The organism is Mesorhizobium sp. B2-5-13 (genome assembly GCF_006440535.1).
Classification (GTDB): Bacteria; Pseudomonadota; Alphaproteobacteria; order Rhizobiales; family Rhizobiaceae; genus Mesorhizobium; species Mesorhizobium salmacidum.
This window is the reverse complement of the sequence record NZ_VFUI01000001.1, coordinates 330,292-355,448: the sequence shown is the minus strand read 5'-3', so window position 1 is coordinate 355,448 and position 25,157 is coordinate 330,292. Positions and strand designations below refer to the sequence as shown.

Here is a 25,157-nt window from a genome sequence, read left to right as displayed (position 1 = left end):
GAGTGCGTCAAAGCGCCTGAAATCCCAGCGCGGTCGCGATCTTCGGCGCGGCTTGGTGCCAATCCTGGACGACGATGACATCGTCCGGGACCGACGGCAGGAACGCGCGCAGCGAATTGTCGGCCATCAGATGGAAAAGATTTGCGTCGGCGACAGATTCCCGCACCGACGCCAGATTGGCCGGTTGGTCGTCGACGAAGACCACCGGCCGCCCGGTATTGCCGCGGAGCCTGGCAACCGCCGGGCCCTTGGCCATTTCGGTGGTCAGCAGCGGATAGCTTAGCCCGAGGGCGTCGAGATGGGCGCGCCGCACGGCACGATGCCTGTGCGGCATGGCCGTCAGCAATATGATTTCCGCGCGGTCTCCAAGCCCCGTCAAAGCTTTCGCGGCTCCATCGGTGATGCTCTGCCAATCGGCTTGCGCATCGAAGAAATCACCCAAAAGTGCCGCGACTTCGGGTTGTTCGATCAGCCGGCCGCTGGCCGTTTCGGCAATGTTACCGGTCAGCCGGAAGGATGCCAGCGTCAGGCCATAGCCACGCGCCTTGAGGAAATGCGGGAAAGGGCGGATGAATTCGAGCACCACGTCGTCGACGTCGAGCACGAGCAGCGGCCTGTCGTCAGCCGCCAGTTCCTCGATCTGGCGCGCGGTTTCGGGATCATCGCTCATGTGGAACGCTCGTGATTGTCATCGCCAAGCGGCAAGGCGCGCAACGCCTTGCCGACGGCCGCCGGTGGCGTGCCGGTTTCCTCGGCGAAGCGCATCAAAGTCGGCTCGTGGGCGAGAATGAATTGCAGGACGCCGGCCAGGAACCCCGGCTCGCCGGCCGCCCGGCGGATCGAATGCGCCTCTATTCCGGTGATCGCCAGAAAGCGCGGTAAAAGCTCCGGATCGGCGGCAACGAAGCCCAATGCCTTCACGGCAATGGTTTCGGCCTCTTCGCGCATTGACGCTGCGTTTGCCATCACTACCTTCGGTGTGTGGAATGAGTCTCTCCCGCAGTAATGGCAAGAGTTGGCCGCGGCAAGCCATTAGAGCGCGGTGCGCCTTTTGGATGCGCGGGAGGCGCGGCGGAATTCGTGCTGCTTTGCAGGCTATGGGTTTCCGTTTCGTCAATCATATTGCCGTATCGTGAAGCATGGTTTGGTGCGTCCAAGGAAAGAGCGCATGACGGCCACCTCCGGGGCGGAGGACGGCCGGGACGGGATTTCGATGCCTAAGAAGGTCATGATCGTCGAGGACAATGAGCTCAATATGAAGCTCTTTCGGGACCTCATCGAAGCAAGCGGTTACGAGACGGTGCGCACCCGCAACGGTCTGGAAGCGCTCGACCTGGCGCGCCAGCACCGGCCGGACCTCATTCTGATGGACATCCAACTGCCAGAAGTGTCGGGGCTGGAAGTGACCAAATGGCTGAAGGAGGACGACGATCTGCACGTCATCCCGGTCATTGCTGTGACTGCCTTCGCGATGAAGGGCGACGAGGAACGCATCCGCCAGGGCGGCTGCGAGGCCTATATTTCGAAGCCGATCTCGGTGCCGCGCTTCATCGAAACCATCAAATCCTATCTGGGCGATGCCTGATGTTCCCTTCCAGCCGAGCCGGAGGCTTGTGAAATGACCGCGCGGATCCTCGTCGTCGACGACATCCCTGCCAATGTCAGGCTGCTGGAGGTCCGGCTGCTGGCCGAATATTTCGAGGTGCTGACCGCCACCAACGGGCCCGACGCGATCGAGACCTGCGAGAACGGCAAGGTCGACGTTGTGCTGCTCGACGTGATGATGCCCGATATGGACGGGTTCGAAGTCTGCCGGCGGCTGAAGAGCGATCCGGCGACGTCGCACATTCCGGTGGTGATGATCACGGCGCTCGACCAGGTTTCCGATCGCGTGCGCGGGCTGGAGGCCGGCGCCGACGATTTCCTGACCAAGCCGGTCAACGACCTGCAACTGATGACGCGCGTCAAGAGCCTGGTCCGCCTGAAGTCGTTGACCGACGAGCTTCGGCTGCGCGCCTCGACCACACGCAACATCGGCATCGAAGAACTTTTGAGCCGCAATTTCGCGTCCGAGGACACGACGCCGAAAGTGCTTTTGATCGATGAGCGCAAATCGTCGGTCGAGCGCATCCAGAAGATGTTGCGCGACAGGGCCGACCTCGACGTCACCGGCGATCCGCATGCCGGGTTCTTTCAAGCCGCCGAAACGCCCTATGAATGCGTGATGATCTCGACGGCCTTCGCCGATTTCGATCCGCTCAGGCTCTGCTCGCAATTGCGCTCGCTCGACCGCACCCGTTTCGTGCCGATCATCCTTTTGGCGGAGGAGGGCGAGGAGGAGCGCATCATCCGAGGGCTGGAACTCGGCATCAACGACTATCTGATGCGGCCGATCGACCAGCAGGAACTGACGGCGCGGCTGCGCACCCAGGTGCGCCGCAAGCGCTACAACGACCAATTGCGCGCCAGCGTTACCCAGACCATCGAAATGGCCGTGACCGACGGCCTGACCGGTCTGCACAACCGCCGCTATCTCGACAGCCATCTGCAGACGCTGTTCGACCGCGCCGTGGCGCGGCGCCGGCCGCTGTCGGTGATGATCACGGATCTCGACCGCTTCAAGTCAATCAACGACACGCACGGCCATGACGGCGGCGACGATGTGCTGCGCGAATTCGCACGGCGGCTGCGCAAGAACGTCAGGGGTATCGACCTTGCCTGCCGGTTCGGCGGCGAGGAGTTCGTGGTGGTGATGCCGGACACCGACGGCACCGTGGCCGAGAAAGTGGCCGAGCGCATCCGTGCCGAAATCGCCCAGATGCCGTTCGCCATCGGTGCCGACGGCAAGACGATCGAGGTCACCGTCAGCGTTGGCGTGTCATCGGTGCTGAAGGGCGTGGATACGGTGGCGGCGCTGATGAAGCGCGCCGATCTCGCGCTCTACGAAGCCAAGAGCGGCGGCCGCAACCGCGTCGTTGCCAAGGCGGCCTGACGGTCCGGGCCGGATTATCCGGTCAAGCCAACAGGGTTACCCATTTACCTTAATCCAAGCGATTCGCGAGCCTTGGTTAAGAAACTGTTGATTTCCATAAGCTCTTGCGCAAATGTGAAGGCCAAGACGAAGCCGGCACGAGGGTAGATCGCCGGCTCGGTCCCTCAGGAATACCCCATGATGCTCAGGTCCGCCGCATCTCCTGGGTCCGTGGGGTCGGCCGGCCGGCGCTGGCACATAGTGGCCTCCTCGTACCGCTGCCAAACGCCGACCGGCCCCCTTTGTCGATATGACATTAGGAATCTGTGTCAAGCCCCGGAAGTGCCGGGGCTTTTTTGTGTGTGCGGCAAGGCCTGAAGAAGGCTTTCCTGGATTGTAACAACATCAGTTACATCTCGCGCGCGCTGTCACTTCACAACGCCGCGACTTTCCACTGCCGTTTGCATAGGGGAGGAGAGGAGCTACCCCCTCCATTTCATAGATATGGCGCACGAGGGGCTTGCGGCAAGACCCGGCTGTTCCCGTAAAACCGCGACCCAGGTTAACGGAAACGGGAGTGGCGAAATGCCGGAATTGTTGCCAAGAGGCCAGTTGCCAAGAGGCCAAGTGCGTCGGGACCATGAGGTGGTGATCGCCGGAGGCGGTCCGACCGGGTTGATGTTGGCCGGCGAACTCGCGTTGGCTGGCGTCGATGTGGCCATTGTCGAGCGGCGGCCAAATCAGGAACTCATCGGTTCGCGGGCGGGTGGCCTGCACGCTCGCACCATCGAGGTGCTCGACCAGCGCGGAATTGCCGACCGGTTCCTCTCGCAGGGACAGCCTTCGCCGTCCGTGGGATTTCACATGATCCGGTTGGACATCAGCGATTTTCCCACGCGGCACAACTATCTGCTGGCGCTGCGGCAAAACCATATAGAGCGGATATTGGCCGACTGGATCAGCGAGTTGGAGGTGCCGATCTATCGCGGACAGGATGTCACGGGTTTCACACAGGATGATGGTGGCGTCGATGTCGACCTGTCTGGTGGCCGGTGCCTGAGGGCCCGGTATCTCGTCGGCTGCGACGGCGGACGCAGCATGATCCGCAAGGCGGCGGGCATCGCGTTCGACGGATGGGATCCGACGATGAGCTGGATGATCGCCGAGGTCGAGATGGCGGAGGAACCTGCATTGGGTTTTCGCAGCGACGCCTACGGTATTCATGCGATCGGCAAGATTGAGGAAAGTGCCCGGGTGGGTGTCGTGCTGACCGAGAGGCAACTGACCATTGGTGGCGAACCGACACTGCGCGATCTCAGCGAGGCGCTCGTCGCAGTGTACGGCACCGATTACGGGGTCCACAGTCCGACCTGGATTTCGCGGTTCACCGACATGACGCGCCAGGCTGCCGCCTACCGCGACAGACGTGTGCTGCTGGCCGGTGACGCCGCGCACATCCATCCCCCAATGGGCGGACAGGGCCTCAACATCGGCGTGCAGGACGCGGTCAACCTCGGATGGAAACTGGCACAGGTGATCAAGCTGGTATCACCGGACAGCCTGCTCGACAGCTACCATGCCGAACGCCATCCGGTCGCCGCCCGCGTGCTGCGCAACGCGCTCGCACAGGTCGCGCTTCGTCGTATGGATGCACGCACCAAGGCATTGAGCGATACCTTTGACGAGCTGCTCGCCATGGACGGGTCACGCAAACGGATCGCCGCGGAGATGTCCGGCCTGGGTGTCCACTACGACCTCGGGGAAGGGCACGCGCTGCTTGGGCGGCGCATGCCCGATCTCGACCTGCTCACCGCCAAAGGGCCGTTACGGTTGTTCACCTTGCTGCACGACGCGCGGCCGCTGCTCCTCAATTTCGGTGAACCAGGCAGGCTGGACATTGCGCCTTGGGTCGACCGGATCCGGCAGATCGATGCCGGGTATGCCGGCGCCTGGGAGCTTCCTGTACTGGGAACGGTCGCTGCACCCGACGCGGTTTTGATCCGGCCCGATGGCTACGTGGCGTGGATCGGGGTTGGGACGCAACGGGGATTGGCCGAGGCGCTGACCAGATGGTTCGGACCGGCTGCCGCGGCCGGGTATTCTTCTGAACGCAGCGCTTCACAACCTTCCATGGGCTGAAGGCTGACTGCCTCCTGACAAGTGATTGACAGGAGAGCCCATCTATGCAGAAATTGGTTGGACCATTGCACCACTTGGAGGAAGTGTGGACCAGAACAGCCTGCCACCCATTCAGACGACGGCGCGCGACGACGCCGTGCTGAAGGCATTGGTGGGTTTCGTTCGCGCCGAGGCCCTGCAGCCTGGCGAGCGACTACCGACCGAGCGCATCCTGGCCGAACGGCTCAAGGTCAGCCGCAACACGGTGCGCGAGGCGCTGACGCGGTGGGAGGGATTGGGCCTGGTCGAACGCCGGCAAGGCAGCGGCACCTATCTCAAGGCGGCCGTCTCGCCCGACATGCTGCATCTGCCGCTGACGCTGGCGGGCGGCAATGACTTCACCAGCCTGATGCAGACGCTGGAAATCCGCCGCGCGCTGGAAGCGGAAGCGGCGGCGCTGTGCGCCGAGCGGGCAAGCCCGGCCGACATTGCCGAGATCGAACGCAAGCTCGATATCATGGAGCAGGCGTTTCGCACCCTTGACGGCATGTCGTCGGAAGAGGACTGGGAATTCCACCAGGCGATCTACCGGGTCTCCGGAAATCCGCTGTTCGAACAGATCATCGCCGCCATGCACGAACTGTTCCATCGCTTCTGGGAGCATCCGCTCGGCGTGCGCGATTTCGGCCATGCCAGCTTTCCCTATCACCGCACCATCTACGAATGCATCGCGGCACGCGATCCACGGGGCGCTCGCGCCGAGGCGCTGAAGCTCATCGCCACCGTCGAGGACGACCTGAAGCGCGGTGCGGCCAAACTCAAACTTCGGGCCTGAGATGAACGAGCAGCCAGCCGGTTTCGATCAAGACTATCTCGCCGAGGCGGCGACGCTTTTGGCGCATGACGAGCCGTTCCCAGGCGGCGCCGTCGTGCCGCCGATCTATCAGACCTCGCTGTTCACCTTCGCCAATTATGCCGAAATGGCCGATACGTTTGCCGGCAAACGAAAGCAGCCGATCTATTCGCGCGGCGACAATCCGACGGTGATGGAGTTCGAGTCGCGGGTCGCGGCGCTCGAAGGCGCCGAGGCCGCGCGCGGGTTCTCCAGCGGCATGGCGGCGATCAGCGCCACCGTGCTTGCTTTTGTCGGGGCGGGCGAGCGCATCGTTGCGGTGCGCAATTGTTACGGCGATGCCTACCGGCTGTTCGAACGCCTCCTGCCGCGGCTCAACATCAAGGTCGATTATGTCGATGGCTCCGACCCGGATGCGGTCGCGGCGGCATTGCCCGGCGCCAAGCTGCTTTATCTGGAAAGCCCAACCTCGATGGTGTTCGAGCTCCAGGACCTGCCGCATCTGACCCGGTTGGCCAAGGAACAGGGCATCGTCACCACCATCGACAATTCCTGGGCGACGCCGGTGTTCCAGAAGCCGATCTCGCACGGCGTCGACCTCGTGCTGCACTCGGCCTCGAAATATCTCGGTGGCCATAGCGACACCGTTGCCGGGGTGGTGGCTGGCTCGGCCGCGCATATCAAGCATATCAACGAGCAGACTTATTCCTATCTCGGCGGCAAGCTGTCGCCGTTCGAGGCCTGGCTGCTGCTGCGCGGCTTGCGCACGCTGCCGCTGCGCCTGCCGCACCACATGAAGAGCGGGCTTGCCATCGCCGAGCGGCTGAAGGCGCATGGCAATGTCGAGCGGGTCAACCACCCTGTCTATTCGAACCATCCGGGCAAGGCGACGCTTGCCGGCTATGGCGGGTTGTTCTCGTTCGAGGTTACCGAGGATATCGACATTCCCGTCTTCGTCGACGCGTTGAAATATTTCCGCATCGGCGTCAGCTGGGGCGGGCATGAGAGTCTGGTCGTGCCGGCCAAGGCGTCGCTGGAACAGACGCCGGGACTGAATTCGATGGCGCGCTTCGGCGTCAGCCCCCGAACCATCCGCTTCAATGTCGGATTGGAAAGTGTCGAGGATCTCTGGGCGGATGTCGCCCAGGCCTTCGAAAAAGCCAGAAAGTAACAAGCGGGTTCAAAATGGGAGTCTTGAACATGAAAAAACTGACCGTCATGCTTGCCACCGTCGCGGGGCTGGCTATTTCCGCTGGAGGCGCGCTGGCCGATTCGACCCTGAAAATGGTCGAGGTGATCACCAGTCCGCCGCGCACCGAATTCCTGAAAAAGCAGATCGCCGAGTTCGAGGCGGCCAATCCCCGGGTCAAGGTCGAGCTCGTCTCGCTGCCCTGGGGCCAGGCCTTCGAAAAATTCCTCACCATGGTGCAGGCCGGCGATACGCCCGATGTGGTCGAGATGCCGGAACGCTGGATGGGGCTTTACGCCAACAACGCCCAACTCGAGGATCTCGGCCCCTATATGGCCAAGTGGGACGACGCCAAGACGCTCGGCGACCGCGCCAAGCAGTTCGGCTCGACCGTGAACAACACCCAGTTCATGATCCCCTATGGCTACTATGTGAACGCGCTGTTCTGGAACAAGAAGCTGTTCAAGGAGGCCGGTCTCGACGGCCCGCCGGCAACGCTCGACGATTTCGTCGCCGATTCCAAGAAGATCTCCGCCATCCCTGGAAAGTATGGCTATTGCCTGCGCGGCGGGCCGGGTGCCTTCAACGGCATGCACATGTTCATGAACATCGCCGCCGGCAAGGGCGGCTATTTCAACGAGGACGGCACTTCGACCATCAATGAAGAGGGCTCGGTCAAGGGCCTGCAGATGCTGGCCGACATGTACAAGAACGGTCTTGCGCCGAAGGATTCCGTGAGCTGGGGCTTCAATGAGACCGTCACCGGTTTCTATTCCGGCACCTGCGCCATGCTTAACCAGGATCCGGACGCGTTGCTCGGCATCGCCGACAAGATGAGCGCCGACGACTTCGCCGTGGCGCCGCTGCCGGTCGGACCGAGCGGCAAATCCTACCCCACGCTGGGCTATGCTGGTTGGGCGATGTTCGCCAATTCCCAGCACAAGGACGACGCCTGGAAGCTGATGGCAACGCTGCTCTCGCCGAAGGACAATCTGGAATGGGCCAAGGAAGTCGGCGTCGTGCCGATCCACAAGGGCGCCGAGCAGGATCCCCATTTCAAGACCGAGCAGTTCAAGGGCTGGTTCACGGAGCTGAGCGACAGTTCCAAATATGAAATGGTGACACCGCCCACGCATCTGGAAAACCTCGGCAACTTCGTCGACCAGGTCGCCATCAAGAACTTCCAGGAAGTGCTGCTTGGCCAGAAGACGGCCAAGGACGTCGCCGACCAATGGGCTGCCTTCCTGACCAAGGAACAGCAGGACTGGCTGGCGAAGAACAAGAAGTGAGCGCCTCCTTCCTTCTCCCCGTTCACGGGAGAAGGTGGCCCGATAGGGCCGGATGAGGGGCAGCGCTGTGTTATGGGAAGCTGGCGCCGCCCTTCATCCGCCTGCCCGTCCCCGCAGCAGCTGCGCTGCAGCTGCGGAGGGTGGACCGGCATCTTCTCCCCGTAAAACGGGGAGAAGGACGCTTGTCGCCAACGCCGTGCCCCCAGAGGACGTCCGCAGCCAATGACCTATGCCGTATCCGAAATTCGATCCGCAGGGCGGCCGCGAAAGAGGCGGCTCTCCTACGCGACGATCGAGCCCTGGCTCTATCTCAGCCCGGCGATCATCCTGCTGATCGTGGTGCTGCTCGTGCCGCTGGTCATCGGCATCAGCTACTCCTTCCGCAAATTCTCGGCCTTCAAATCCGAATATGTCGGGCTCGGGCAGTACCAGGCGATGCTGTCGGATCAGGTGCTGGGCCAGGCGCTGATCAACACGCTGTGGTGGACGGTGACCAGCCTGTTCTTCCAGTTCTTCCTCGGCCTTGGCCTCGCGCTGCTGCTCGACAAGCCGTTTCGGGGCCGCAAGGCGGTGCAGGCGCTGGTCTTCCTGCCCTGGGCGGTGCCATCCTTCCTGTCGGGCCTGACCTGGGCCTGGCTGTTCAACCCGATCGTCGGTCCGCTGCCACACTGGCTGTTCGCCTTGGGGCTGAAGGCCGAACCGACCAACGTTCTCTCCGATCCCTCAACCGCCATGTGGGGGCCGATCATCGCCAATGTCTGGTTCGGCATTCCGTTCTTCGCCATCACGCTGCTGGCGGCGCTGAAGTCTATCCCCTCGGAACTGCATGAGGCGGCGGCGATCGACGGCGCTTCGCCGTGGCAGCGCTTCACCAAGGTCACGCTGCCGTTCCTGGCGCCGACCATCGCCATCACGGTGATGTTGCGCACCATCTGGATCGCCACCTTCGCCGACCTGATCTTCGTCATGACCGAGGGCGGACCGGCCGGCTCGACCAATACGGTTCCAGTCTACATCTATGTCAGCGCCTTCAAGTCGTTGGACAAGGGCTATGCCTCGGCTGTGGCTGTGCTGTTGCTCGTCCTGCTCATCGCCTACGCGATCGTGCTGATCGCCATCCGCCGCTCGCTTGTGAGACACGTCTGATGATCGCTGGACGCTCAGCCCCGCAGCGCTTCTTCGGCGGCATCGGCCTGTACGCCGCGATCGCCGCTTATGTGGTCTTCGCTCTGTTCCCGATCTACTGGACGCTGAAGATCTCGGTCACGCCGGAGCGGCTGCTCTATTCCGAAGGCATCACATTCTGGCCGTCGCACATGACGCTACAGAACTTCGTCACCGTACTCGAGGCCACCGACTTCCCACGCTATTTCCTCAACAGCGTCATCGTCTCGGTGTCGACGGCGGCCCTGGTCACGGTCATCGCCACGCTCGCCGGCTACTCCATGTCGCGCTTCACCTTTCGCGGCAAGGCTGCACTGGCGCTGATGCTGCTGTTGACCCAGACCTTTCCGCTGGTGATGGTCATTCCGCCGATCTACCGCGTGATGGGCCAGATTGGCCTGATCAACAGCCTGACCGGGCTGATCATCATTTACACCGCCTTCAACACCGCCTTCGCCACCTTCCTGATGCAGTCCTTCTTCGATGGCATCCCGAAGGATCTGGAAGAGGCGGCGATGATCGACGGCTGCACCCGCGCGCAGGCGATGCGCCGGGTGATCGTGCCGCTGACGCTGCCCGGCATGGGTGCGACGCTGGGCTTCGTCTTTACCGCCGCCTGGAGCGAGCTTCTGTTCGCGCTGATGCTGATTTCCAGCGACGACCAGAAAACCTTCGCCGTCGGCCTGCTCACCTTCATCGGCAAGTTCGCCGTCGACTGGGGGCAGATGATGGCGGCATCGATCCTGGCGTTGATCCCGGTCTGCATCTTCTTCGCCTTCCTGCAACGCTATCTCGTCACCGGCCTGACCGCCGGCGCCGTCAAAGGATAGATCGATGGCTTCTGTTACACTCGAAAAGGTTCGTAAGGACTACGGCGCCGTGCGCGTCCTGCACGCGGTCGATCTTGAGATCGCCGATGGCGAGTTTGTCGTGCTGGTCGGACCGTCCGGCTGCGGCAAGTCCACGCTTTTGCGCATGATCGCCGGCCTCGAGGAAGCCTCCGGCGGCGAAATCCGCATCGGCGAGCGGCTGGTCAACGACGTTGCGCCCAAGGACCGCGACATCGCCATGGTGTTTCAGTCCTATGCGCTCTATCCGCATATGGACGTGTCGAAGAACATGGGCTTCAGCCTGATGCTGCGAAAGGCCGATAAGCCGGCGATCGATGCTCGCGTCGATGGTGCTGCCAAGCGGCTGGGGCTCGATACGTTCCTGCAACGCTTGCCCAGGCAATTGTCCGGCGGCCAGCGCCAGCGCGTCGCCATGGGCCGCGCCATCGTGCGCGATCCCAAGGTTTTTCTCTTCGACGAGCCGCTGTCGAACCTCGACGCCAAGCTGCGCGTCCATATGCGCGCCGAGATCAAGGCACTGCACCAGCAGTTGAAGACCACTTCTGTCTATGTCACCCACGACCAGATCGAGGCGATGACCATGGCCGATCGCATCGTCGTCATGCATGACGGGCTGATCCAGCAGGTCGGCGCGCCGCTCGATCTCTATGACAGGCCGGCCAATATATTCGTCGCCGGCTTCATCGGCTCGCCTGGCATGAATTTCCTGCCGGCGGCGGTGAAGAAGGGCGGCAAGGTGGACGCCGTGTTGTCTGATGGCCAGAAGCTTCGGCTACCGGACGGCCTGCCGCTCAGGGATGGCGACGTCATCACCGTCGGCCTGCGCCCCGAGCATATCCGGCTGGCCGATGACGGCGCCCTGCAAGGCGAAGTGGGAGTGGTGGAGCCGCTCGGCCTGTCGACGCAGTTCTATGTCAAATTGGCCGGCCAGCAGCTTTGCGTCTTTGCCATGGGCCGCGCCGGCGTGAAGCCCGGCGACATGGTGCGGCTGGCGGCCGATCCCGCGTCGCTGCATCTGTTCGATCCGAAAAGCGGCGATCGCATCGGCTGAATGAATTCATCCAGGCCGAGGGAAATCAGCCCGGAGCCTTCCGCCTTGTAAACGAAAAACGCCGCCCGATGGGCGGCGTTTCGGCATTCCAGAGGAAAACCCAGATTACTTGATCTTGGTTTCCTTGAATTCGACATGCTTCTTGGCGACCGGGTCATACTTGCGGAACGACAGCTTGTCGGTCTTGGTGCGGCTGTTCTTGCTGGTGACGTAGAAGAAACCGGTGTCGGCGGTCGACAGAAGCTTGATCTTGATGTTTGCGGCTTTGGCCATGATCTCAGTCCGTTATGTTCGTGGAGTTTTGGCCGCTGGAGCACGGGAAAACACCCGGACGCGGGAAACTTGGCGCGACACATAAAGAACGTGCCTGGAAAGTCAAGCCCGGCGGACGTGATGTGTCCCGCCCAAGCTGCACTGTATGCATATAATCAGGCGTTTTCCACCTCTGATACCGCAACCTTCTTCCAGTCTCCGGTCGTGTTCCACCAGCGATTCGGATTGGCGCGGTCGTCCAGACCCTTGGAGCGGCTGGCAAGGATCGGCTGGATGCGGATCACCGGCTCCTGATAGGAATGCGCCTGGAAAATCGCCTCGACGACGCGGGCCGCCAGCGCCTGGTCATCGGGCAATTCGAATGAAACCTCGACCGTGCCCGGGCGGCGGCGCAATTCGGTTTCGGCGCCGGCCGCGGCTCCTTCAAGCGGCCTGTAGCGTTCGATGCCGTGCGCCGACTGGTAGGCGTTGCGGTCATACTTGCCCATGGCCAGCGGTGCGATCGCGACGACCGCGTCCATGATGCGGTCGACATCGGCAGCCGGAGCCTGGAAGCTGACGAGCAGCAGGAGCGTCATTCGCAGCGAAGTGGTTTCAAAGCCGCTGTCGATCATCGGAGTGTCCTCGGTTCAGGATGTTTTAGGACACCCTTTTAACCGGTGGCTGCTGACACGGTTCTGTCAGCAGCCTGCCGCTGCACGGTGCCGATAAACGATCGGGTTGGGCTCTACAGGAGTATCTTGCGGACGAGCCTGAAGCAGACCAGGGCGATGTAGGCGGCGAAGAACAGGCCGAGCGACCAGCCAAAACCGGAGGGCCCGAAACCGTCCATGCCGATGCCGATCGCCTGCGGGCCTAGCACCATGCCGACGCCATAGCACAGCACGAAAGCGGCATTGGCCGACGCCAGTTCGTGACCGGAAAGCTGCGAACCGAGATGGGCGAGGCCAATCGTGTACATGGCGGCAACGACACCGCCCCAGACGAAAAGCAGGGCGGCCATCAGGTGCCAGTTCGCGGCAAAGAACGGCATGAACATCGTGCCGGCGAGACCGACCGTGGCGCAGGCGAGCAGCAGATAGCGCCGGTCCGTGACGCGGTCGCTGATCATGCCGATCGGGATCTGCAACAGCACGTTGCCGAGTCCGATCATGGTCAGCAGCAGCGCCGCATCGGCCTCGGAGTAACCGATGCGATTGCCATAGATCGGAAACAGCGCGAAGCCGCCGGTCTCGACCGCGCCGAACACAAGCACGGCGAAAGTCGCGGTCGGCACCAGCCAGATGTAGCGAAGGAAGTGGCTGGTTTCACTGTCGGCCACGATGGTGGGGCTTTCGTTGCGCGCGGCCAGCACCGGTATCGCGGCCAGCGTCACCAGGGCGATGATGACGCCGAACGGCCTGAAGCCGGAACTGCCGAGATGGGCGAACAGCCACGGCCCCGCGGCAAAACCGAGCGACAGAACGGTGGCATAGATGCCAAGCACAAGGCCGCGTCGGTGTGGCGGCGCCGACGTGCTGATCCAGAATTCCGACAGGATGAACAGCACGGTCAGCGCGATGTGCAGCACGATGCGCAGGGGAAACCACATCCAGAAATCAGGCGCGAAATGGAAACCGACGAAGGCCAGCGCGCCGGCGGCGATCATGGCGATCATCGTCCTGGCGACGCCGAAGCGCATGGCCAGCGGCGTAGCCAGTGGCGCCCCGGCGATCGAGGCCAGGCCGGCAACGGCCGTGTTGAGGCCGATCATCGAAGCAGAATGGCCGCGTGTTTCCAGGATGACGCTGAGCAGCGGCATGCCAAGGCCGATAGCAATGCCGACGACGCTGATCGACGAGATCGCCGCCACCATCGGCAGCCAGTGTACGCGTTCGTCGCCCTTTGGTTGGGTATCGACCGTCATGAGATGCTGAACACTCTGTCTGTTTGATCTTACGCAATTCCGGACTGAAAACCGCGTCACACTTTTCCTGGAATTACTCTAGAGAAGTTCGCGGGTGAAGCGGTTGCGGACAAGCCTGTAGAAGGGGACAGGGCCGCCCGGACGCAGCAGTGGATCATTGGCGAGCCGCTTTTCCAATTCGTCCAGGATCATTCGGGTGATGTCGGGTATATCAGCCTGCTTGGCCTTGGCGAGCGGCAGCCAGACCAATTCCTCCAGTTCGTTGGTCGGGCCGCCATCGGCCAATTCGACGGCGACGTCGTCACGCCAGGCGCTGAAGAAGCGGGTGTCGAAGCGGCGCACCCGGTTCGGCGGCGTGATGGCGCGCGCGACAAAGCGCAACGCCTCCAGCGACGGCGCCACGCCATGTTCGACGAAAGCCTGCCAATCGCGCCTGGTCGTGGCAAAGGCGCCTTTGCGGCCGATCAGCAGCCCGGCTTCCTCATAGGTCTCGCGGACCGCCGACAAAGCGATGGCACGGGCGCGGGCGTGGCTGGTGCGGCCGGGGCCGGCGCTCAGCTTGGCTTCTTCGTGCTGGTTAAGTGTGGTCGCCGTCGGGATGCGGCTGTCGGCAGGGTCGGTGCGGCCGCCGGGGAAGACGAATTTCCCGGGCATGAAGGCGTGCGCGGCGTGGCGGCGTCCCATCAGCACCAGGATGTCGTCGCCCTTGCGGTCGAGCAGGATGAGTGTCGCGGCGTCACGCGGACGCAGGGGCCGGCCGCCATGCGTGGCAAGACCGTTATCGAGCTTGTCGGCATCCGCCTTGGTCATTGCTTCCATGCGCAGGACCTAGCGGAAACTTCTTGCATGCGAAAGTAGCCCTAACGATTGGCATGTTGCGCCAGCCAACATTTCAGGCCCCGGGATGCGGCTCGATCACATCCTTTTCGCCACCAAACCCGTGCATATAGAACGCCCATTGCAATCCGATGACGGCGCCTTTGACCGGCTGCAGCAGCGCGACCGACAGAAGGATGGTCAAGGGCACCCAGATGAGGATGTGCTCCCCGGTGGACAAGGTCGAGGTCGCCTCGACACCCATGAAGGCGCCGAGCACGATGTGGCCGACGATGACGATGACCAGATAGGCGGGCAAATCGTCGGCGCGATGGTGATGAATCTCCTCGCCGCAGACGCTGCAGGTTTCGACGGTCTTGGTGAAGCCGCGGAAGAGCTTGCCTTCGCCGCAATTCGGGCAGCGGCCCAAGAAGCCCCGCTTCATCGCCGTCCACAATGGGCGGGCAACCCGGCCAGAGTGATGCTCGCCGCCAAAAACCTCTTGTTCCATCATCGTCTCCTGCCGCGCGGCCCCGGTCGCGATTGCGACGCACGGGCGCGGCCCTTAGCCTTGTGAAACGACCTGCTGGAGCCTGGCAGGGGCTTTGGGTCGGTCAACATCTCGAAGCGCATCGCTCCGGCCATTGGCGCCACCTCGACGAGCCGGACCTCGACGCGGTCCGCGAGCTGGTAGCCTTTGCCCGAGCGTTCTCCGAACAGGGAGCGAGCCGTTTCGTCGTATATGTAGTAATCGCCGCCCAGAGTTGACACAGGGATGAAACCATCGGCGCCATACTGCGGCAATTGGACAAAAAGTCCTGATTTGGTGACGCCGGAGATACGGGCATCGAAGCGGTCGTTGATGCGCTCGGCGAGATAGGCGGAGATCAGCCGGTCGACTGTGTCGCGCTCGGCAGCCATTGCGCGCCGTTCCGTGCCGGAGATCAGCACCGCAACGTCTTCGAGGCGAACCTCCTCATCTTGCGTCAGCCCTCCGGGACCAAGGTCGAGCGCGCCAATAAGCCCGCGATGGACGATCAGATCGGCATAGCGGCGGATCGGCGAGGTGAAATGCGCGTAGCGGCTGAGGTTGAGGCCGAAATGGCCGATGTTCTTGGGTGAATATTCGGCCTGGCTCTGCGAGCGCAGCACCACTTCGTTGACCAGCGCCTCGTTGTCGGCGCCGCGTACGCGCTCCAGAATGCCGTTGAACTGGCTGGGCCGCATCTGCGCACCACGCGCCAATGACAGGCTAAGCGTCTGCAGGAATTCGCGCAGCGATTCCTGCTTAGCCAGCGACGGCGCGTCGTGAATGCGATAGACCAGCGCCTGCTTCTTGCCCTCCAGCGTTTCGGCCGCGGCGACGTTGGCCTGGATCATGAACTCTTCGATCAGCTTGTGGGCGTCGAGTCGCTCCGGCACGATGACGCGGTCGACCGTGCCATCCGGCTTGAGCAGGATCTTGCGCTCCGGCAGGTCGAGCTCGAGCGGCTGGCGGCTGTCGCGGCCGCGCTTGAGGATCGCGTAGGCGTCCCACAGCGGCCTCAGCACCGTGTCGAGGATCGGGCCGGTCTTGTCGTCCGGCACGCCGTCGATCGCCGACTGGGCTTGGCTGTAGGCGAGCTTGGCCGCCGACTTCATCATGACGCGGTGGAAGGAATGCCTGATCTTGCGGCCATCGGCGGAGAAGGTCATGCGCACCGCCAGCGCCGGACGGTCCTGACCCTCGCGCAGCGAGCAGAGATCGTTGGAGATGCGCTCGGGCAGCATCGGCACGACGCGATCGGGGAAATAGACCGAATTGCCGCGCTTCATGGCCTCGCGGTCGAGAGCCGTGCCGTAGCGGACATAGGCGGCGACATCGGCGATCGCGACGGTGGCGATAAAGCCGCCGAGATTTTTCTCGTCGAGGTCAGGCGTGGCGAACACAGCGTCGTCATGATCCTTGGCATCGGCCGGATCGATGGTGACCAGCGGCAGGTCGCGCCAGTCCTCGCGATGGGCAAGCGTCGCCGGCTTCACCGCCTCGGATTCGGCAATGACATCGGCTGGAAAAATGTGCGGAATGTCGTGCGCGTGAATGGCGATCATCGAGACCGCCTTTTCGCTGGTCAGCGAACCCAGCACGTTGAGCACCTTGGCGCGCGGCAGCCCGTAGCGGGAGGCGCGCGCGGGCTCGACCTCGACAAGATCGCCATTCTTGGCGCCGTTCTGGAATTCCTTGTCGACGATCAGCTCAGGCTGGCGCCGTTCCACCGGTTCGATGCGGAAGCTGCCGTCCTGAAGCACACGGAAGACACCGAGGACGGCATCCGTGCGCTTCTCGAAGATCTTCATCACCCGGCCGGTATAGGCAGGCCCCGACGGATCATCGGTCGGAAACGTCTTGGCCAGCACGCGGTCGCCAATGCCTGGCGCTGGTCCGCTGCCCCCACGCGAAACGCGGATCGAGACCACGGGAGGCTCGCCCGGGCCGACCGCCTCGGTCGGGTGCGCCAGCAAGGTACCATCGCCATCGCGGCCAAAGATGTCGAGCACGGCGACATGGGGCAGGGTGCCGACCCGGGCCAGCCGCTTGCGCTCCTTGGTCAGAACGCCTTCGTCCTGCAGATCGCGCAGGAGATCCTTCAGCCAGACGCGGTCATCGCCGCGCAGTGCGAACGCCTTGGCGATGTCGCGCTTTCCGGCGCGATCCGGGTTTTCGGCGATGTAGCGCAGGATTTCGTCACGCGAGGGCCGGTAGTTGTCCTTAACCTTGGCCCGGGTGTCGGCGGTGCGGGGATCGCCGTGGCTTCTTCCGGTGATCCTGCGCGCCACGCCGTTCTACCCTTTTTTCTTCGCGGCCGGCTTCTTGGCGGCTGCCTTCTTGGTTGAGGTTTTCTTGGTTGTGGGGGTCTTGGCCGCCGCAGCCTTGCGGAACGGTTTCTTGCCGCCGCCGCCCTTGGCTTCCTTCTCGGCTATCAGCGCCAGCGCATCCTCGATGGTCACCGATTGCGGATCCTTGCCCTTGGGCAGCGTGGCGTTGACCTTTCCGAAATTGACGTAAGGTCCGTATTTGCCGTCGCGCACGACGATCTTGCCGCCGCCGTCCGGATGGTCGCCGAGCTCCTTCAGGGCTGCCGGCGTGCCGCCGTTGCGGCCGCCCTTGCCCTTGGACTGCTTCTCGGCAATCACGGTGACGGCGCGGTTGAGGCCGATCGAGAACACGTCCTCGATGCTGTCCAGATTGGCGTAGGTGCCATCGTGCAGCACGAACGGACCATAGCGGCCGAGCCCCGCCGAGATCATCTTGCCGGATTCGGGATGTTTGCCTACGTCGCGCGGCAGCCCCAGCAAGGCGAGCGCCTTCTCGTGATCGATGGATTCAGGCGTCCAGCCCTTGGGCAGGCTCGAGCGCTTGGCTTCCTTGCCCTCGCCGCGCTGGATGTAGGGGCCAAAACGGCCTGAGCGAAGCGTGATTTCCTCGGCGGTGTAAGGATCCTTGCCGAGGATCTTGGTGCCGTCCTCGCCACCGCCATTCTCCCCGTTGGGATTTGCGGCGTCGCCGAGCTGGCGGGTGAAGGAGCATTCGGGATAGTTCGAGCAGCCGACGAAAGCGCCGAACTTGCCGAGCTTCAGCGACAGATTGCCGGTGCCGCATTTCGGACAGATGCGCGGATTGGAGCCGTCCTCGCGGGCGGGGAAAACCAGTGGCGCCAGTTCCTCATTCAGCGCATCGAGCACATCGGTGACGCGCAATTCCTTGATGTCGGCGACGGCGCCGGAAAAATCCTTCCAGAAATCGCGCAGCACGTCCTTCCAGGCGAGCTTGCCGTCGGAAATCTCGTCGAGCTTTTCCTCCAGCGATGCGGTGAAGTCGTACTCGACATAGCGCTCGAAGAAGCTTTCCAGGAAGGCCGACAGCAGGCGGCCCTTGGCCTGCGGCACCAGCCGGCGCTTGTCGATCGTGACATAGTCGCGGTCCTCGAGCGTCTTCAGGATCGCCGTGTAAGTCGAGGGACGGCCGATGCCGAGTTCTTCCAGCTTTTTGATCAGCGACGCCTCGGAATAGCGCGGCGGCGGCTCGGTCGTGTGCTGGGTGGCATTGATTGCACGGCGGGCGAGCTGCTCGCCGGCGCGGATTGCCGGCAGACGGCGGTTTTCCTCGTCTTCCGTGTCGTCGTCCTTCTGGTCGGTATAGGCGGCTATGAAGCCGTCGAAGCGGACGACCGAGCCAACGGCGCGAAGCTCGGCCGTGCGGGCGCCATTCAGCGCCTCGATCTCGACAGTGGTGCGCTCGATCTCGGCCGACTGCATCTGGCTGGCGATGGCGCGCTTCCAGATCAGTTCATAGAGCCGTGCCTGGTCGGCATCGAGATATTGCCGGACCGACGCCGGGGTGCGCATGAAATCCGTCGGGCGGATGGCTTCGTGCGCTTCCTGGGCGTTCTTGGCCTTGGTGGTGTACTGGCGCGGCTTTTCCGGCAAGTATTTCGGGCCGAATTCCTTTGCGACCGCATCGCGAGCGGCGTCGATAGCCTCGGGCGCCATCTGCACGCCGTCGGTTCGCATATAGGTGATCAGGCCGGTGGTTTCGCCGCCGATCTCCATGCCCTCATAGAGCCGCTGCGCCACCTGCATGGTGCGCGTGGCCGAGAAGCCGAGACCCGACGAGGCTGCCTGCTGCAACGTCGAGGTGGTGAAGGGCGGGCCGGGGTTGCGCTTGGTCGGCTTGGCTTCGACGGACAGCGCCTTGAAGGTAGCACCCTCGAGCATTGCCTTGATGTCGTCGGCCTGCGCCTTATTGGAAATATCGAGCTTTTGCAGCTTCTTGCGCTCGAATGCGGTCAGGCGAGCTTCGAAGGTCTCGTTGCGCGGTGTGCCGAGGATGGCAGCGATCTGCCAGTATTCCTCGCGGATGAAGCGCTCGATTTCGGATTCGCGGTCGCAGACCAGGCGCAGCGCCACCGACTGGACGCGGCCGGCCGAACGGGCGCCCGGCAATTTGCGCCACAGCACCGGCGACAGCGTGAAGCCGACGAGGTAATCGAGTGCCCGGCGGGCGAGATAGGCGTCGACCAGCGGCGCATCGATCTGGCGCGGATTGGCCATCGCCTCCAGCACCGACGATTTGGTGATGGCGTTGAAGACGACGCGGCTGACTGGCTTGTCCTTCAGCGCGCGCTTCTGCTTCAGGACTTCCAGCACGTGCCAGGAGATCGCTTCGCCTTCGCGATCCGGGTCGGTGGCGAGGATCAGGCCGTCGGCATCCTTGACCGCCTTGGCGATGTCGGCGAGACGCTTGCCGGACGCGGTGTCGACCGCCCAGGACATGGCGAAATCTTCATCCGGACGCACCGAGCCATCCTTGGCCGGCAAATCGCGGACATGGCCGAACGAGGCCAGAACCTTGTAGTTCCTGCCCAGGTATTTGTTAATTGTCTTCGCTTTGGCCGGCGATTCGACGACGACGACGTCCATGAGGTCTCATATCAGCTGTGATGCGGCAGAAGAATTCCGCTGCGCGCGACGAAATCTCGGTTCTGTTCGTCGCTCACATGGCCGCGCTTTTGCATCCGGTCAAGGGGAAGGGGCCAAATTGCGGAGGTGCCGGCAGCAATACACTCTTAGAGTGTATGGAGAAAATCACAGAATTTTGGTCAAGGCGACGGCGGTCGGGAGTCGGCGGAAACTCCCGCTTCAAACTCCGGGCGAGTCGTGGAAAGCCGTTCGCTCGCCTGCCGTCGATCGATGCTGGCCGCCGGCTGAACAGAGGAATGCGGCGACCAGCTTGCCCGCCCGCAGGCAGGGAGCAGGGGTAAGCCTAATCGGCCTTGACGATGTGCCAGGCACCGGCGACGCCATCACCGCTCATGTCGCCGGCCTTCTTGTCCTTGATGAAGGTGTAGACGGGCTTGCCGTCATAGGCCCACATCTTGGTGCCGTCGGTGCGATCGACAACGCTCCATTCGTCGCCGGCCTTGGCGCCTGCCTTGGCCTTCAGCGGCGGCCAGTTGGTGGCGCATTTGTCGTAGCAATTGGTCTTGCCTTTCTCGTCCTTGTCATAGGTGTAAAGCGTCATGCCTTTGGCATCGGTATAAATCTTGGTGCCGCCGACATCGGCTTCCTTCCACGCCTCTGCGGCAAAGGAGGCGGCGGTGCTGAGCAGAAGCGCGGCCAGCGCTGCGGTTGTCGTTTTCATGGAAATCTCCGTGGCTGTTATTCGCAGGCGCGCGGAAAGTCGCGGCCTCGTTGTGTCAACGCCCTGCGCATGTGCTTTCTTCCCCGGCCCGCGATGACTTGCCACACGATGGTGATTGGCGGACCAACCCGCGTGCAGCTATATCGTCGCCAAACAGTCGGAGCTTTGGAATGGCATTGGATATCGGCTATGTCAGCGCGGTCGGGGCGGGGGCCATCTCGTTTCTGTCGCCATGCGTGCTGCCGCTGGTGCCGCCCTATCTCTGCTACATGGCCGGCGTGTCGGTCGACGATTTTCGCGGCAATGCGGGCGCGACGGCCCGCGAAGGCGCGCGCGGCGCGCTCCTTTATTCCTCGATCGCCTTCGTGCTCGGTTTTTCGACCGTCTTCGTCGCGCTCGGTGCCGGCGCGTCGACCATCGGCCGGTTGCTGCGCGTCTGGCAGGAGCCGCTGGCGATGGGCGCCGGCGTGCTGATCATCCTGATGGGCCTGAACTTTTTGGGCATCCTGCGCATTCCGCTGTTGTCGCGGGAGGCGCGTTTCCAGTCGCAGGGCAAGCCGGCCAGCGCCGTCGCCGCCTATGTCATGGGACTTGCCTTCGCCTTCGGCTGGACGCCCTGCATCGGCCCGGTGCTCGGGCCGATCCTGACGCTGGCCGGCGGCCGCGAAACCGTGGGCGAGGGCGCGCTGCTGCTCGCCGCCTATTCGCTAGGCCTCGGCATCCCGTTCCTGATCGCCGCGCTGTTCTCCGGCGCCTTCATGCGCTTCCTCGGCAAGTTCCGCGTCCACCTCGGCCTTGTCGAGAAGGCGATCGGCGCGCTCCTGGTGGTCGCCGGCGTGTTCTTCCTCACCGGCGGCGTGCAGACGGTGTCCTACTGGCTGCTGGAGAATTTTCCGGTGTTGGGGCGGTTGGGCTGAGGCTTATCGGCGTGGGGCGAGGCACGGGATTGAGCCGCGGACCCGCTGATTAAAGAGTCAGCTGCTCTACCATCTCACCGGAATTTAACCGCATTGGTGCAGCATGGCGCCACTGCTAGCATGTCTTGATTCCCAACGCATTTCATATGGTTGCCTTTCCATGAACCAGAGAACCTGCCTGTCCGTCATCCTCGCCGCCGGCGAAGGCACACGCATGAAGAGCGCGCTGCCGAAGGTGCTGCACCAGATCGCTGGGTTGCCGATGGTCGCCCACGTGGTGAAGGCGGCCGAGGCCGCTGGTGCGAGCGGCGTGGCGCTGGTGATCGGTCATGGCGCCGACGAGATGCGCAAGACGGCGGCGAAGTTCGCACCTGAGGCTGAGACCTTCGTGCAGGAAAAGCGCTTGGGTACGGCGCATGCAGTGATCGCTGCCCGCGCAGCGATATCAAAGGGTTATGACGACGTCCTCGTGATGTTTGGCGACACGCCGCTGATCGATGCGCAGGCGCTCGCAACGGCGCGCCGGAAGCTGGCCGAGGGCGCCGCTGTCGCGGTCATTGGTTTTCGCCCGCCAAATCCGGCCGGATACGGCCGCCTGATCGAGCAAGCTGGCCGGCTCGTCGCCATCCGCGAGGAGAAGGACTGTTCCGAGGCGGAGAAGAAGATCGGCTTCTGCAATGCCGGCATGATGGCGGTAGCCGGCGCGCACGCGCTGAAACTGCTCGACGCCGTCGGCAACAAGAACGCCAAGGGCGAGTATTATCTCACCGACATCGTCGAGATTGCCGGCGCGCAGGGCCTCGATGTCGTCGCCACCGAAGCCAGCTTCGAGAACGCGCTCGGCATCAACAACCGCGCCGAACTGGCGCAAGCCGAAGCCATCTGGCAACAGCGCCGTCGCCATGAGGCGATGCTGTCGGGCGTGACGCTGATTGCGCCGGAAACCGTCTATTTCTCGCACGATACCGAAATCGGCGCCGACACGATCGTCGAGCCCAATGTCTGGTTCGGACCGGGTGTGATGGTTGCCTCGGGTGCCAAGATCCACGCCTTCAGTCATATCGAAGGCGCCACCATCGCCCCCAATTGCGATGTCGGGCCATTCGCACGGCTGCGGCCAGGCGCCGATCTCAGGAACAAGGCCAAGGTCGGCAATTTCTGCGAGGTCAAGCAGGCCGTTATCGAGGAGGGCGCCAAGGTCAACCACCTGACCTATATCGGTGACGCTCGCGTCGGCGCCGGCGCCAATATCGGCGCCGGCACCATCACCTGCAACTACGATGGCTATTCGAAATTCTTCACCGACATCGGCGAGGGCGCCTTCATCGGCTCCAATTCCTCGCTCGTGGCACCCGTCACCATCGGCAATGGCGGCTATATCGCCTCGGGCAGTGTCATCACTGAAACCGTTCCCGACGACGCTCTGGCCTTCGGTCGGGCTCGCCAAAAGACGATCCCCGGTAAGGGGAAGGAGTTGCGCGAACGGTTTGCTTCCGCCGCGGCGGCGAAGAAGAAGGCAGCCGGCGCCGACCATTAGCCATTGGTCGACAAGTCTGCTTTCTTGCCGAAGCAATCGAAAAAAACGAACGATTGCAGTAACCGGATTGCAAGAGCGGTCTGTCATGGTGCATGCGTGCGCAAGTGTCCGTTACACCGGACGAAATGCAATGTGACTTTCGCGGCAGGCCGGCCACCCCTAAATAGCGCTGGTTTTCCATGGGCAATCAGGGACTGTCTGCATGTGCGGTATCGTTGGAATCGTCGGCCACTCGCAGGTTGCGCCGCTCATCGTCGACGCGCTGAAGCGGCTCGAATACCGCGGTTATGACTCGGCAGGCGTCGCCACCATCGAAAAGGGTCAACTTGGCCGCCGCCGTGCCGAGGGCAAGCTGGTCAACCTCGAACGCCGGCTCAAGGATGAGCCGCTCGACGGCACGATCGGTATCGGCCATACACGCTGGGCGACCCACGGCGTGCCCAACGAGACCAATGCGCATCCGCACTTTTCGGAGGGCGTCGCCATCGTTCACAACGGCATCATCGAGAATTTCGCCGAACTGCGCGACGAGCTGGTCCGCGACGGCTATTCCTTCTCGTCGCAGACCGACACTGAGGTCGTGGCGCATCTGGTGGCACGGGAACTCGCGAAAGGTCTGAAACCGGTCGAGGCCGCGCACAAGGCGCTGAAGCGGCTGGAAGGCGCCTTTGCGCTGGCCATCATGTTCAAGGGTGACGAGGACCTGATTGTCGGCGCGCGTAACGGCCCGCCACTGGCGGTCGGCCATGGCGATGGCGAGATGTATTTGGGCTCCGACGCCATCGCGCTCGCTCCGTTCACCAATTCGATCACCTATCTCGAGGACGGCGACTGGGCGGTGGTGCGCCGCGAGAGCGTCGCCATCTTCGACATCGACGGCAAGAAAGTCGACCGCAAGCGCCAGCAGTCGCTGTCGACCAGCTTCATGGTCGACAAGGGCAACCGCCGCCATTTCATGGAAAAGGAAATCCATGAGCAGCCCGAAGTGATCTCGCACACACTGGCGCACTACGTCGATTTCGTCTCCGGCGTCTCCAAGCCGCTCGACCTGCCATTCGATTTCGCCAAGATCGGCCGCCTGGCTATCTCCGCCTGCGGCACTGCGTATCTCGCCGGCCTGATCGGCAAATACTGGTTCGAGCGCTATGCTCGGCTGCCGGTCGATATCGATGTCGCGTCGGAATTCCGTTACCGCGAGATGCCGCTGTCGGCCAGCGATGCCGCCTTCTTCATCTCGCAGTCCGGCGAGACCGCCGATACGCTGGCTTCGCTGCGCTATTGCCGCAAGGCCGGCATGAAGATCGGCGCGGTCGTCAATGTGCGGGAATCGACCATGGCGCGCGAATCCGACGTCGTGCTGCCGACGCTGGCGGGGCCTGAGATCGGCGTCGCTTCGACCAAGGCTTTCACCTGTCAGTTGTCTGTGCTCGCGTCGCTTGCCGTGCGCGCCGGCGTGGCGCGCGGGGCGATCTCGAAGGAGCAAGAGAAAACATTGGTGCGGGAGCTCTCCGAAGCGCCGCGCTATGCCAACCAGGTGCTGAAGCTCGAACAACAGATCGAACGGATCGCGCGGGAGCTGTCTCGCTACAAGGACGTGCTCTATCTCGGACGCGACACCAATTTCCCGCTGGCCATGGAAGGCGCGCTGAAGCTCAAGGAAATCTCCTACATCCATGCCGAAGGCTATGCCGCGGGTGAGCTGAAGCACGGGCCGATCGCGCTGATCGACGAGAACATGCCGGTGATCGTGATTGCGCCGCACGATCGCATCTTCGAAAAGACCGTGTCCAACATGCAGGAAGTGGCGGCGCGTGGCGGCAAGATCATCCTGATCACCGACGCCAAGGGCGCGGCACAGGTGAGCGTGAAGACGATGGAGACCATCGTGCTTCCGGATGTGCCGGAAATCATCTCGCCCATCATCTACGCGCTGCCGATCCAGATGCTTGCGTATTTCGCCGCCGTGTTCATGGGCACCGACGTCGATCAGCCGCGCAATCTGGCGAAATCGGTGACGGTGGAGTAGGCGCCTACAAACAGG

Annotated in this window: 22 protein-coding genes; 12 read left to right on the top strand and 10 right to left on the bottom strand. The window is 63.0% G+C overall.

The features are described from left to right. Nucleotides 1-7: 7 nt before the first annotated feature. Nucleotides 8-670, bottom strand: coding sequence for a hypothetical protein (locus FJ434_RS01755; RefSeq protein WP_140503579.1), 663 nt, complete (start codon nt 668-670; stop codon nt 8-10). After that, the gene (locus FJ434_RS01750) at nt 667-966 is read right to left on the bottom strand and encodes a DUF3572 domain-containing protein (protein ID WP_027144983.1); all 300 of its coding nucleotides are present in this window, start codon (nt 964-966) and stop codon (nt 667-669) included. Before FJ434_RS01750 ends, FJ434_RS01755 begins: the two co-directional genes overlap by 4 nt. A gap of 202 nt (nt 967-1,168) precedes the next feature. Between FJ434_RS01750 and FJ434_RS01745 the strand changes: the two genes are divergently transcribed. From FJ434_RS01745 to ugpC, 9 genes are all read left to right on the top strand, one after another. Then, the gene (locus FJ434_RS01745) at nt 1,169-1,585 is read left to right on the top strand and encodes a response regulator (RefSeq protein ID WP_281405559.1); all 417 of its coding nucleotides are present in this window, start codon (nt 1,169-1,171) and stop codon (nt 1,583-1,585) included. 33 nt (nt 1,586-1,618) lie between these two features. Continuing rightward, nucleotides 1,619-2,992 (top strand): PleD family two-component system response regulator, encoded by a 1,374-nt coding sequence (locus FJ434_RS01740; RefSeq protein ID WP_027144982.1) that lies wholly within the window; start codon nt 1,619-1,621, stop codon nt 2,990-2,992. Nucleotides 2,993-3,556: 564 nt separating this feature from the next. Further along, nucleotides 3,557-5,110 (top strand): FAD-dependent monooxygenase, encoded by a 1,554-nt coding sequence (locus FJ434_RS01730; RefSeq protein WP_246678320.1) that lies wholly within the window; start codon nt 3,557-3,559, stop codon nt 5,108-5,110. A gap of 85 nt (nt 5,111-5,195) precedes the next feature. Continuing rightward, nucleotides 5,196-5,924 carry a FadR/GntR family transcriptional regulator gene (locus tag FJ434_RS01725; protein ID WP_140750072.1) on the top strand — a complete coding sequence of 243 codons (729 nt, stop codon included), beginning with the start codon at nt 5,196-5,198 and terminating at the stop codon, nt 5,922-5,924. A 1-nt stretch (nt 5,925) separates the two neighbouring features. Then, nucleotides 5,926-7,113, top strand: coding sequence for a PLP-dependent transferase (locus FJ434_RS01720; protein WP_140503586.1), 1,188 nt, complete (start codon nt 5,926-5,928; stop codon nt 7,111-7,113). A 29-nt stretch (nt 7,114-7,142) separates the two neighbouring features. Next, nucleotides 7,143-8,420, top strand: coding sequence for a sugar ABC transporter substrate-binding protein (locus tag FJ434_RS01715; protein WP_140750074.1), 1,278 nt, complete (start codon nt 7,143-7,145; stop codon nt 8,418-8,420). 222 nt (nt 8,421-8,642) lie between these two features. Beyond that, the gene (locus FJ434_RS01710; RefSeq protein WP_140503590.1) at nt 8,643-9,566 is read left to right on the top strand and encodes a sugar ABC transporter permease; all 924 of its coding nucleotides are present in this window, start codon (nt 8,643-8,645) and stop codon (nt 9,564-9,566) included. After that, complete coding sequence (locus tag FJ434_RS01705; protein WP_140750076.1) at nt 9,566-10,414, top strand: carbohydrate ABC transporter permease; 849 nt, start codon at nt 9,566-9,568, stop codon at nt 10,412-10,414. Before FJ434_RS01710 ends, FJ434_RS01705 begins: the two co-directional genes overlap by 1 nt. A 4-nt stretch (nt 10,415-10,418) precedes the next feature. Then, nucleotides 10,419-11,486, top strand: coding sequence for a sn-glycerol-3-phosphate ABC transporter ATP-binding protein UgpC (gene ugpC, locus FJ434_RS01700; protein WP_140750078.1), 1,068 nt, complete (start codon nt 10,419-10,421; stop codon nt 11,484-11,486). Nucleotides 11,487-11,591: 105 nt separating this feature from the next. On the opposite strand, the gene rpmG is transcribed toward ugpC, so the two are convergent. From rpmG to FJ434_RS01660, 8 genes are all read right to left on the bottom strand, one after another. Beyond that, nucleotides 11,592-11,759 (bottom strand): 50S ribosomal protein L33, encoded by a 168-nt coding sequence (rpmG, locus tag FJ434_RS01695; RefSeq protein WP_006201775.1) that lies wholly within the window; start codon nt 11,757-11,759, stop codon nt 11,592-11,594. A gap of 155 nt (nt 11,760-11,914) precedes the next feature. Then, nucleotides 11,915-12,373, bottom strand: a complete 459-nt coding sequence (locus FJ434_RS01690; protein ID WP_027146692.1) for a hypothetical protein — start codon at nt 12,371-12,373, stop codon at nt 11,915-11,917. A 113-nt stretch (nt 12,374-12,486) separates the two neighbouring features. After that, nucleotides 12,487-13,665: an MFS transporter gene (locus FJ434_RS01685; protein WP_140750080.1), complete on the bottom strand. Its 1,179-nt coding sequence runs from the start codon at nt 13,663-13,665 to the stop codon at nt 12,487-12,489. A gap of 78 nt (nt 13,666-13,743) precedes the next feature. After that, nucleotides 13,744-14,484: an NUDIX hydrolase gene (locus FJ434_RS01680; RefSeq protein ID WP_140503597.1), complete on the bottom strand. Its 741-nt coding sequence runs from the start codon at nt 14,482-14,484 to the stop codon at nt 13,744-13,746. Nucleotides 14,485-14,557: 73 nt separating this feature from the next. Beyond that, nucleotides 14,558-14,992, bottom strand: a complete 435-nt coding sequence (locus FJ434_RS01675; protein WP_181165998.1) for a DUF983 domain-containing protein — start codon at nt 14,990-14,992, stop codon at nt 14,558-14,560. Beyond that, nucleotides 14,992-17,298 carry a ribonuclease R gene (rnr, locus tag FJ434_RS01670; RefSeq protein ID WP_140750082.1) on the bottom strand — a complete coding sequence of 769 codons (2,307 nt, stop codon included), beginning with the start codon at nt 17,296-17,298 and terminating at the stop codon, nt 14,992-14,994. Before rnr ends, FJ434_RS01675 begins: the two co-directional genes overlap by 1 nt. Nucleotides 17,299-17,304: 6 nt before the next feature. Next, a complete protein-coding gene (gene topA / locus FJ434_RS01665) occupies nt 17,305-19,941 on the bottom strand; it encodes a type I DNA topoisomerase (RefSeq protein ID WP_140711812.1) in 2,637 nt (878 codons plus the stop codon). A 343-nt stretch (nt 19,942-20,284) separates the two neighbouring features. Beyond that, nucleotides 20,285-20,662, bottom strand: a complete 378-nt coding sequence (locus FJ434_RS01660) for a hypothetical protein (protein WP_140711810.1) — start codon at nt 20,660-20,662, stop codon at nt 20,285-20,287. A gap of 170 nt (nt 20,663-20,832) precedes the next feature. On the opposite strand from FJ434_RS01660, the gene FJ434_RS01655 reads away from it, so the two are divergent. From FJ434_RS01655 to glmS, 3 genes are all read left to right on the top strand, one after another. Next, complete coding sequence (locus tag FJ434_RS01655) at nt 20,833-21,579, top strand: cytochrome c biogenesis CcdA family protein (RefSeq protein ID WP_140503606.1); 747 nt, start codon at nt 20,833-20,835, stop codon at nt 21,577-21,579. A 160-nt stretch (nt 21,580-21,739) separates the two neighbouring features. Continuing rightward, nucleotides 21,740-23,116 (top strand): bifunctional UDP-N-acetylglucosamine diphosphorylase/glucosamine-1-phosphate N-acetyltransferase GlmU, encoded by a 1,377-nt coding sequence (gene glmU, locus FJ434_RS01650; RefSeq protein WP_140750084.1) that lies wholly within the window; start codon nt 21,740-21,742, stop codon nt 23,114-23,116. Between the two features lie 202 nt (nt 23,117-23,318). Further along, nucleotides 23,319-25,142, top strand: coding sequence for a glutamine--fructose-6-phosphate transaminase (isomerizing) (gene glmS, locus FJ434_RS01645; RefSeq protein ID WP_140750086.1), 1,824 nt, complete (start codon nt 23,319-23,321; stop codon nt 25,140-25,142). The last annotated feature ends 15 nt before the right edge of the window (nt 25,143-25,157 follow it).